We start from the raw sequence: 10,048 nt of genomic DNA on the forward strand, positions 1-10,048 counted from the left end.
GGCGATGCCCGGCGCCGTCCCTGACCTCAGTGCGACAACGCGCTGCGCTGCTGTTCCTGCACCTGCTGGCGCGTCTGTTCCTGCGAGGCGTGGTCGGCCTGGCGCTGGTTGACGAGGGCGAGGCTGTCCAGGCTTTCCTGCACCGGCCGCTGCGCGGCTTCAGCCGTAGCTGCCGATGCGCGCAGCGACGCAGGATCATCCAGCGCGCCCTTCACCACGAACACGTTCTGTGCCGCGGCGACATCTCCCGCCTGGCGGCTGAGCACCACATGATCCACGCGGTCCAGGCCGTTCTCGCGGGCCAGCACCAGCAGGCTTGCGCTCAGGCGTTCACTGGAGGCGTCGAAGCTGCGGCCATTGGCGGCATCCAGTTCTGCCACCTTGCCGCGGATCTGGTCGTGCAGGGCGCGGTCGTTGCCGCCCGCCAGCGGCGCAGCGTGGGCCTCGACCGAGGGAGTGGCGGTCGCCTGCGCGGTGATGGGCACGTGGGCGTAAGTGCCCTCGGTGTGGTCGAAATAGTGCAGCGTGGACGGCGAGGTGCTGGTATCGAAGTAGGGCTGCCGTGGCTGCGTGCCCTCACCCAGAGACAGGCCGTTCTGTTCCAGCAGGCTTTCCTGCAGGCCGAGCTTTGCCATGTTCACCGACATCCGGCTGATGCCATCGGGTGCCGGGTTCCTGGCCTCTTCCTCGCAGACCCGGCCGATGGCATAAGCAGCGTAGAAGTTCTGGTAGTCCGAATTGCCGTTGGGACCCAGCCGCGACGACACACCTTCATCGTAGTAGTGCTTGCCCATGCCCTCGATGTTGGCGGCAGTGGCGGTCATGCTCAGGTCTGCATTGAGTGTGAGGTCCGGATGCGCGGCATAGGTCATCGGCGGGCCGGGCTGCACGCGCACGAACTCCTCTGCACGGTTACTTGCTTTGTAGAGATCTTCCAGCGTGGCGTCCGGGTTGGCGGTCTTGACCATGCCTACCAATGCGTTCCAGCCCTCGATGTTCGCCGATGCCTCGTCGCGCCGGTTGGCTGCGAGCAGGGTGCCGATGGCCTGGGTGTAGTCGTGGGTCGAATCGCGTGCGGCAATGTCTGCAATATCGGAATCAAACTGCTTATAGGCTCGTTCGGTCGCTGCATCATTGAACCCATGCTGTAGCTCATGGCCCAGTACGAAAGTCAGCTCTGCAGCGTCGTGCCTGTCCCGCGCTGGTGTGGACAGACTGGATGCCGGCAGGCTGATCGTCTTTGCGCCGCCGTCGTACTCGCCGCCCACACTGCTGTCGGCAGGCAGCAGCTCAAAGCGCTGCAGATGACCGGCGGCGATGGCCGAGTCGACCTGGGCTGCCAGCGCCGGAGAGTTGGCGATGGCCTTGCGAAGGTTGTCGACCTGATCGGTCGTTACATCGGGTTTTCCTGCAAATTCGGTCAGCAGGCGTTCCGTATCCGCTGAAAGCGTAGGCATGGTGCGGTGCTCCTTACTGCACGGTGACAAGGCGGACGCAGGCATGCACCGGCTCGCCAGACGGGGTCGGATTCTCAGCCATCGTGTCGACCTTGATGCTCAGGTTCGGGCGATCGAAACGGTCATGGATGATGCGGCCGTGCTCGCCGCGGATCGTTTCACGCTTGAAGCCCGCGGCCTGCAGACCCGAGGCGAACTGATCGAAGTCGACCTGACAGATCGCCGATGCGTTGGCTTTACGCTCGGCGGTGGTGTCGATGAAATTGAGATCGAGACGCGTATCGGCGGCGCCAGCCGTCTTGATTTCGAGGCCGTAGCTCCATTCCGGCGTCAGCGTGCCGCCGTAGCCGAAGTGCCCCGGGCCGAAACTCTGCGCGGGCGCCTGCATGGCCTGCGATACCCGTTCAAGGGTCAGTTCACGGGTGGAGGTGGTGTCCTTGATCAGATCCAGCAGGCGCAACAGGAGTTGGTCTGCGGTGAGCGCAGACGGCGTTGCGGCGTCGGAGGCAGTCGATGCCATGGTAGCGGGTCCTTGAGAAGTCGACGAATGGTCAGTCGCGTGTGCGCAGGCGCAGAGCGAGGCCGCACTTAGGACGATCGTCCACGGCCGTGTGAATGCGTACCCAAGCATAAGCGTTCCTTGCATGTTGAGCGCTGACCCTAAAGTGGGCCAGGTGAATCACAGGTTAAATGGAATTGACGATTGCTGGCACCGGGGCCGGGCGATTAGAACCTCCGGTGTTTGCTGCAGGCGGAGTTGCCAGCGCCGGGCGCTCCCTGGCAGCGCGCAGTCGGCTCTGCATGCCATGGAATTTTCTTCACTTCCTCATTCCGTGAGAGGTGGCAGCATCCAGCCGTGAGTCGATCAAGCACTGGCGTGGCCTTGAATTGCAGGCCTCCCTGCCGCTTCCCCGCGACCGACACCCGCCAGCTTGTTTCCGGCACATTTGCGCAGCGTTGAACGTGGTCCTGCGAGGCCACTCCCCTCGGCAAGGAGGCCCGCGATGCACAGTCCTGTTCACGCGTATACCTACCGCATCAGCAACCAGCCTGTCGCGCAGGCAGCGTGCGCTGGTGTTGGCAGACATGCTGAAGACGTTGCTGCGGTTCATGCAGCCTCAGACAGAATTCTTCCGTGAGTTGAGCACCGATGGTTGGCTCTGCATCCCGCAGTGCGCAGAGCCACTACATGCATGCGAGTCGCCCCACGACGCTGCTTTGTTCGCAGCACTGGGCGCGCATCTCGTCCACGATGTCCACGCAGGCTTCCGAGGTGCACGATGAGCAACGAATCGAGAGGAGCCCTGCCGCCCCTGGATCTGGATGATGCCAAGGCCGCGCAGATGATTGGCAAGCTGGTGCTGGTGGGCGTTACCCGTTTTGGTGGCGATGGCCAGGTGCAGGGGCTGGAGCAGTTTGCCGGCACCGTGCTGAGGGTCAGTGCCGAAGAAGGGCTGGTGCTGGCCGATGGCGATGACGGCCATGAGCGCTACCTGCCGCCCATGCTGGACCAGTACCTGCCGGCTGCGCCGGGTGAGTACCAGTTGCGGTCCAGTGGGGTGACGGTGATCGATCCCGATTATCTGTCCACCTGGGAGTTGCACGCGCGGCAGTAGGCGAGGGGCATCCAGAGAGGGGCCGGGCCAGGCAGGGCCACGCTTTGCAGGATGGGGCGACTAGCCCTTCCGGCCCATTTCCCGGTGGGCAGGGGGTGTTAGATTCGGCCCATGCCCGCCGTGCGGGTACCCAACTCACACCCCAGGGGAAAAGGATGCTCATCCGTCGTACCTCTCTGGCGGCGGCCGTTGCCGTTGCCACGCTCGGCCTGCTGGCCGCCGGCCCGGCCTTCGCCGACTACGCCAAGCCGCCGGAACACCTGCTCAAGGTGCTCAAGGCGCCGCCGCCGCCGGCACCGAACATCGACCCCAGCGGCCAGCGCCTGCTGCTGACCACCGCGCAGACCTATCCGTCCATCACCCGCGTCGCCCAGCCGTACCTGAAGCTGGCTGGCGTGCGCCTGGAACCGAAGAACCGCAGCCGCCACGACACCCCCGGTGGCTATGGTATTCCGGCCTGTGTGGCCGACTTCACCCTGGTCGAGATCGTCAGCGGCAAGAGCACCAAGGTGAACCTCCCGCAGGGGTGCGCAGGTGGCGCACAGTGGTCGGCCGATGGCAGCCGTTTCGCTTTCCAGAATGCCGTCGATACCAGCGTGCAGCTGTGGGTGGGCGACGCCGCCACCGGCCAGGTAAAGCAGGTGCCGAACGTGCAGTTGAACCCCATCTTCGGCAGCACGGTGCAGTGGCTGGGTGGCAGCCAGAACCTGCTGGTGAAGCTGGTGCCGGCCAACCAGGGCCCGGCGCCGTCCAACGGCGGTACGCCCACCGGCCCGGACGCGCAGGAGTCGCTGGGCAGCAGTGGGGAGAGCAGTACCTATGAAGCGCGTGACACGCTGACCAGCGTGCACGATGAAAAGCTGTTCGCCTATTACGGTGCCTCGCAGTTGGCGGTGGTCGATGCCGCTGCCGGCAGCGTGCGCCCGGTTGGCCAGCCCGCGCTGTACAACGACGTCAACGCCGCGCCCGACGGTGTGCATGTGCTGACCGAAACCCTGAAGGCGCCGTTCTCGCATGCGGTGACCTACCAGCGCTTCGCCAACGATGTGGCGGTGCTGGACCTGGCTAATGGCCGCAATACGGTTCTGGCCAGCCTGCCGCTGGCCGATCGCGTGCCGGTACACGGTGTGCCGGAAGGCCCGCGGGGTTATGACTGGCGCTCCACCGACCCGGCCACCCTGGTCTATGCCGAAGCGCTGGACAAGGGCGACTGGAAGGTGAGCGTRCCGCATCGCGATCGCGTGCTGATGCTGAAGGCCCCGTTCACCAGCAAGCCGGTGGAAATCGCCCGCACTGCACAGCGCTTCGAGGGCTTTGCGTGGTCGGCCGACCCGGCCGTGTCGTTCCAGTTCGAGAACGACGAGAACCGCCACTGGATGCAGGCCCGCATCGTGGATGTGGACCAGCCGAAGAAGGAAGGTCGCCTGCTGTGGGACATGTCCAGCGATGAGCTGTACGGCAACCCGGGCAACCTGGTGTTCAAGCGCCTGCCCAGCGGTGCGCCGGTGGTGCGCCAGGAGGGCAACACCGTGTTCCTGCGCGGGCAGGGGGCCTCGCCGCAGGGCGACCGTCCGTTCCTGGATGCGCTCGATCTGGCTACGTTGAAAACCGAACGCCTGTTCCGCAGTGATGCCGATGCGTACGAGCAGTTCCTGGGGTTCAGCAATACACCGGGTCGCTTCCTGACCTGGCACCAGTCGGTGATGGACCCGCCGAACGCATTCGTGCGTCTGCTCGGTGAGCGCATCAACGATGCCAAGGCCGGCGAGGCACAGTTCCAGTCCAAGCCTGCTGCGTTGACCAAGCTGCTCGACCCGACCCCGGAAGTGCGGCAGATCCAGAAGCGCCTGGTGACCTACAAGCGCGCCGATGGCGTGGACCTGTCGTTCACCCTGTACACGCCGCCGGGCTACAAGGAAGGCCAGCGCGTGCCGGCGATCCTGTACGCATACCCGGCCGACTTCGCCAATGCCGCGCAGGCCGGGCAGGTCTCTGGTTCGCAGCAGACGTTCACCCGTCTGCAGCCGTACCGCCTGATGCTGCTGGCCGGCTACGCGATCATCGACAACGCCTCGTTCCCGATCGTGGGTGACCCGAAGAACGCCTACGACACCTATCTGGAACAGCTGGAAGCCGACGCCAAGGCGGCGGTGGACAAGGCCGTGGAGCTGGGTGTGGTGGACCGCAACCGCATCGGCGTGACCGGCCACAGCCATGGTGGCCTGATGACCGCCAACCTGATCGCCCACACCAACCTGTTCAAGGCCGGCGTGGCGACCAGTGGCTCGTACAACAAGACCTTCACCCCGTTCGGCTTCCAGAACGAGCGGCGTTCGGTATGGCAGGCGCAGGATGTGTACCTGAAGGCGTCGCCCTTCTTCTATGCCGACAAGATCAAGCTGCCGCTGCTGCTGGTCCACGGCGAGGACGATGCCAACCCGGGCACCGAGCCGTTCCAGTCGCGCAAGCTGTACCAGGCGATCCGCGGCAATGGTGGTACCACCCGTCTGGTGATGCTGCCGAACGAGCCGCACTGGTACACCGCGCTGGAATCGAACGAGCAGCTGGTGTCGGAAATGCTGAATTGGTTCGACACCTACGTGAAGAACGCGAAGTAATCCGGCAAGGCCGCCCTCCGGGGCGGCCTTTCTGTTTCAGGCGTCCAGTAGCACCGAGCCATGYCCGGTTGCTATGCACGAAGGCTGCATGTGCCACAGAATCTGCTTTCCAAGGAGCGTCATGAAGGCCTGGTTTCTCGTCGTCGTAGCCCTGTGTCCGGCCGCTATGGCTGCTGCAGCCGATGGGCCCATGCGCATCGATGTGGCCTACGACTGGTCCGGTTGGGGAGGTGTTTCGGAGCACTGGCTTATCGAGCGCGATGTACGTGGAATCACCACGCGTGTTCGTGTCACAGATTCGGCGGGAAGCCAGGAATTGCCCAAGCAGATATTGCGGGCTGCTGCGGTCGAAGCGTTCGAAGCGGCTATTGATGCTGCCCCGCTGTCCAAGGAGGCCACGATCAGTCTGATTGCCGGCCGCCTCGATCGCGCCGAGATGCTGGAGTTGGATCCGAAACTGACTTCAATGCCTCCGGCATCGTGCACCTTCGCCGATCAGCAGGCGTGGGCCCGTCGGACATTGACTGTCCAGGGGCTGCACCAGCGGGTGCAGCAGCACTTCAGGGGGGACGGGGTGGCGTGGACTGACGATTATCCGGTGATGTCGGTAACGGTGAAGCGCCAGGGCAAGCCTGACGTGGTGTTTCTGTCGAGATCGCAGAAGGCCTTGATGTTGCCATGGAAGCAGCTGTCTAGTGGGCAGGTGAATCAGCGATCACTGTCGCTCGCGCCGGATCAGTGGCGCCCCGCGCTGAGTGACGCGTTGACCCGGTTGCTGCCAGAGGGGGAGGCAACACGTGCCCGCTTCAAAAGCACCTGGCTGCAGCTTCGCTTGAAACAGGAGCTTGAGCTGGAGGCATTGAAGTGCACGACCGGGCCATGAACAGGGGGGGACTGCGACGGCACATCCAGTCCAGGTATCCCCCTGTGGGTGTTGCGTAACCATCTGTGATAAAGGCATGGATCGGCCGCAAAGCTGCGGTACGCTGCGCATCTGATGTCCGCTACGGGTTCGCTCCATGAAGGCCTTCATCCTCGCCGTATCGCTGTCGATTTCCGTTGTCCCGGGCATTGCATTCGCCCAGCCGCTGCCGGCTGAGCTGGCAGCGTTGGGCATCACTKCCGGCATGCCCTACAGCAAGGCCAAGCGCCTTCTTGATGCCGCAGGATGGCAGGCCAGCCCGCCACGCGACGCGGCCGAAGTGTTGGACGGTTTCCCGGAAGTGGGTTGCCAGAAGGGCGGCAACAATTGCAGCAGCACCTTCGCCAAGGATGGGCAGCAGGTTGCTCTGCAGGTGGGAACCACGCTGGCGGGCCAACCCTTCGTGCAGGGTGGCCGCTGAGCAGGACGCGCACTCAGCCCAGCGGTAGGTTATCCAGCGCACGCGACATCCGGTCATGCAGGTCGCGCACGCGTTCGGCCTTGGCATCCACGCGGCGCTCATCGCCGAAACTGCGGACATAGGCGCATGCAGCGAAGCCGGCGCTTTCCCTTTCGTATTCGGCGATCCACGCCAGGCGGTCGGGGTTGCTGGCCTGCTCGGCCGACCAGGCCGCTACCGGCGGGCGGATGCGCGCGATGATGCCAAGCCGCCACGGTTTGGGTGTCAGCCGCGCACGGAAGCAATGCTGCAGTGTGCACATGCGTGCATACAACGCGTCGGTGCCCAACGCCTTGAAGAAGGCATGCACCTGCGCATCCTGTGGTTCGAACGTGGCATGCATCGCCAGTATGCGCAGCCCGGCCGGGGTGCGGTAAGCGCGCAGGTGCCAGTCGGGGTGGTGCTCGACAAACGCCTGCACGCGCTGCAGTGCGATGCCCTCGACGCCGCCGGCCCGGGCGAGCCGTCGCTTGCGCCGCCCCGACAGGATCTGGTTGACCACCACCATCGCAATGCCGCCGGCCGCCAGGCCGATATTGAAGTTGCCCAGCGCACCTCCGATCAGCGCACCGGCCGCCAGCAGCCCCAGCGCACCGAGCAGCGGCAATGCGCAGCCTGAGGGAGTGGGCACGTGGTCGATATCCGCAAACAGCACATCGGGGGTGTTCAGGCACAGCGCGCCGTAACTGTTGCGGGTGACAATGACATCATCCCTGCGCTGCACGATCTGCTCGCGGATCGGGATGCCTTCGACACCGTAGTTGGTCCGTCGCTCGCGACGCGGCACGGACTGGCCGCTGAGGATGGCATCAAGCGCTTCGCGTGCACGTGCATCGGCGTGGGCCTGCGCGGTGTCCTGGTCGTCGTCGGACCAGCCGAACCGGCGTACCACCACCGGGCGGCCTCTGTACCTGTCCTGCAGACGGGCTTCGGCCCAGTAGGCTGGAACGATCATCATCCTGTCTTCCCCTTGCTTCCATGGCAGCCGCTCGCCGCGAGTCTGGCACAGCAGGGGAGGGCGTTGCACGATACGGCAGCGCATGCGCCGACGCGGTGGTAGATTGCGCGCTTCGCGTGCACTCCACCAAGGACGGAGCCATGTTCGTGTCATTGCGCTGCCTGCTTGCCCTGGCCCTCGGCGGGGTGATCGGCGCCACCCAGGCGGCGGTGTCGGGACCGGAAATCCTGACCGCCGATGCCACCCGTTTCTACGCGCTGTACGAGGCCGCTGGCGGCAAGCCCAGCGTGGCCCAGCTTGAGCAGTACCTGGCACAGGGCACGCCGAGCCTGGCCCAGTTCGCCAAGCTGCGCCGGGTGACCGCCCAGCGCATGGCCGAAGCAATGGCGCGCGAGCCTGCGGTGTATGCGAATGGGCGGGCCTGTCTGGCGGAGTTGCCGGCAGTGCGGCAGCGACTGGTGCAGGTGTTCGCCAATCTGCAGGCCATCTATCCGCAGGCGAAGTTTCCGCCGGTGGCGATCGTGGTTGGGCGCGGCAAGCCGGTGGGCATGACGTATCCCGATGGGGTGGTGATCGGCCTGGAAGCACTGTGCGCCGCCGAATTCATGAACGCCAATGCGCAGGACCGCTTCGTGCACGTGATCGCGCATGAGTATGTGCATATCCAGCAGACCGGTGTGAGCGAGTACGAAGCAGGCGACCCGCGGGCGACGGTGCTGCGCGAGTCGCTGGGCGAGGGGATCGCCGAGTTCATCGCCGAGCTGATTTCCGGCAACGTTGGCAATGGCCGGCATGCCGGTTGGACGCGGGGCAGGGAAGTGCATATCGAAAGCGCCTTCGCGCTGGACGTGGACAGCACCGATCTGACGCCCTGGCTGTACAACCACACGCCGGGTTCGCAGGAGCCCTACGACCTGGGTTACTGGGTGGGCTACCGCATCGCCAAGGCGTACTACCTGCAGGCCGGCAACAAGCGCGATGCCGTGCGCGCGCTGATCCAGCAGGACAACCCGAAGGCGATCCTGCAGGCCAGCGGCTGGACGCCAGGCATGTGGATGCCGGCCAAGGTGACGGGTGTGGCGGCAAGGGCGGCTGCATCGGCCAAGTGACCATTGGCAGGCCGCGCTAGACTGCCCCAGGTCGACAACGGAGGATGCTCATGCGCAGGAGGACTTCACTGGCCTGGCTGCTGGCCGGATCGCTCATGGCGGGGCTGGCCGCGCCAGTGTTGGTGCAGGCGGCCAGCAATCCATTGCTGACCAAGCCAGTGGAGCAGGTGCAGCCAGACGAAGTGCGCTTCATGCAGCAGCGTCTGTCCGATTGGCCGCAGCTGCAGAAGTACCGCGCAGCCAATGCTGCATTGCCCGCGCCACGGGACGGCCAGTCACGTGTGGTGTTCTTCGGCGATTCGATCACCGAGGGCTGGGGCAAGGAAGGCAGCAGCACGTTCTTCCCCGGCAAGGGTTACCTCAATCGCGGCATCAGCGGGCAGACCACCGCACAGATGCTGGTGCGCTTTTCGCAGGATGTGCTGGCGCTGCGCCCGAATGTGGTGGTGATCCTGGCCGGCACCAATGACATCGCCGGGAACACCGGCCCATCCACGCAGGCGATGATCGAGGACAACCTGCAGGCCATGCTGGATCTGGCGAAAGCGCATGGCATCGCGGTGGTGCTGGCGTCGGTGCTTCCGGTCAGCGAGTACCCGTGGATGCCGGGCATAGCACCTGCACCCAAGGTGCGTGCATTGAATGCTGCGTTGAAGCGGCAGGCTGATGCGCGGGGCTTGGTCTATCTGGACTACTACACGCCGATGGCCAACCGTGCCGGCGGACTGGATGCGCAGTTGGCAATCGATGGCGTGCATCCGACGGCGAAGGGCTATGCGCTGATGGCACCGCTGGCCGAGGCGGCGATCAAACGCGCACGGGCGAACGCGCCCAAGCGCTGAGATTGGGGTAGTGCCGGTCGCTGGCCGGCAACCTCAATCTGCATGACCACCGGGTTGCCGGCCAGC

9 protein-coding genes are annotated in these 10,048 nt (G+C 65.0%); 6 read left to right on the plus strand and 3 right to left on the minus strand.

Translation table 11 applies throughout. The annotated features are described in order from the left end of the window. Window positions 1-26: 26 nt before the first annotated feature. Both AB4Y84_RS05405 and AB4Y84_RS05410 read right to left on the minus strand, forming a co-directional pair. Window positions 27-1,457, minus strand: a complete 1,431-nt coding sequence (locus tag AB4Y84_RS05405) for an XVIPCD domain-containing protein (RefSeq protein WP_394196531.1) — start codon at window positions 1,455-1,457, stop codon at window positions 27-29. A 13-nt stretch (window positions 1,458-1,470) separates the two neighbouring features. After that, on the minus strand, window positions 1,471-1,977 hold the full coding sequence (locus tag AB4Y84_RS05410) for a hypothetical protein (RefSeq protein WP_312786037.1): 507 nt from the start codon (window positions 1,975-1,977) through the stop codon (window positions 1,471-1,473). A 760-nt stretch (window positions 1,978-2,737) separates the two neighbouring features. Between AB4Y84_RS05410 and AB4Y84_RS05415 the strand changes: the two genes are divergently transcribed. The 4 genes from AB4Y84_RS05415 (at window position 2,738) to AB4Y84_RS05430 (ending at window position 7,034) form a co-directional block, all read left to right on the plus strand. Then, window positions 2,738-3,073: a hypothetical protein gene (locus tag AB4Y84_RS05415; protein ID WP_025876944.1), complete on the plus strand. Its 336-nt coding sequence runs from the start codon at window positions 2,738-2,740 to the stop codon at window positions 3,071-3,073. A 155-nt stretch (window positions 3,074-3,228) separates the two neighbouring features. Further along, window positions 3,229-5,691 (plus strand): S9 family peptidase, encoded by a 2,463-nt coding sequence (locus tag AB4Y84_RS05420; RefSeq protein WP_223495599.1) that lies wholly within the window; start codon window positions 3,229-3,231, stop codon window positions 5,689-5,691. Window positions 5,692-5,812: 121 nt separating this feature from the next. Then, on the plus strand, window positions 5,813-6,574 hold the full coding sequence (locus AB4Y84_RS05425) for a hypothetical protein (protein ID WP_442244337.1): 762 nt from the start codon (window positions 5,813-5,815) through the stop codon (window positions 6,572-6,574). Between the two features lie 136 nt (window positions 6,575-6,710). Beyond that, window positions 6,711-7,034 (plus strand): hypothetical protein, encoded by a 324-nt coding sequence (locus tag AB4Y84_RS05430; protein ID WP_442249852.1) that lies wholly within the window; start codon window positions 6,711-6,713, stop codon window positions 7,032-7,034. Between the two features lie 13 nt (window positions 7,035-7,047). Here AB4Y84_RS05430 and AB4Y84_RS05435 read toward each other — a convergent pair whose 3' ends face one another. After that, window positions 7,048-8,031, minus strand: coding sequence for a hypothetical protein (locus AB4Y84_RS05435; RefSeq protein ID WP_312786039.1), 984 nt, complete (start codon window positions 8,029-8,031; stop codon window positions 7,048-7,050). A gap of 140 nt (window positions 8,032-8,171) precedes the next feature. Here AB4Y84_RS05435 and AB4Y84_RS05440 point away from each other — a divergent pair, with 140 nt between their 5' ends. Together AB4Y84_RS05440 and AB4Y84_RS05445 are read left to right on the plus strand one after the other, a co-directional pair. After that, the gene (locus AB4Y84_RS05440; RefSeq protein ID WP_312107852.1) at window positions 8,172-9,140 is read left to right on the plus strand and encodes a DUF2268 domain-containing putative Zn-dependent protease; all 969 of its coding nucleotides are present in this window, start codon (window positions 8,172-8,174) and stop codon (window positions 9,138-9,140) included. 95 nt (window positions 9,141-9,235) lie between these two features. Then, window positions 9,236-9,982: an SGNH/GDSL hydrolase family protein gene (locus AB4Y84_RS05445; RefSeq protein ID WP_442244360.1), complete on the plus strand. Its 747-nt coding sequence runs from the start codon at window positions 9,236-9,238 to the stop codon at window positions 9,980-9,982. Window positions 9,983-10,048: the final 66 nt, after the last annotated feature.

The sequence above is a fragment of the Stenotrophomonas sp. 2YAF22 genome (assembly GCF_052114665.1).
Taxonomy (GTDB): Bacteria; Pseudomonadota; Gammaproteobacteria; order Xanthomonadales; family Xanthomonadaceae; genus Stenotrophomonas; species Stenotrophomonas indicatrix.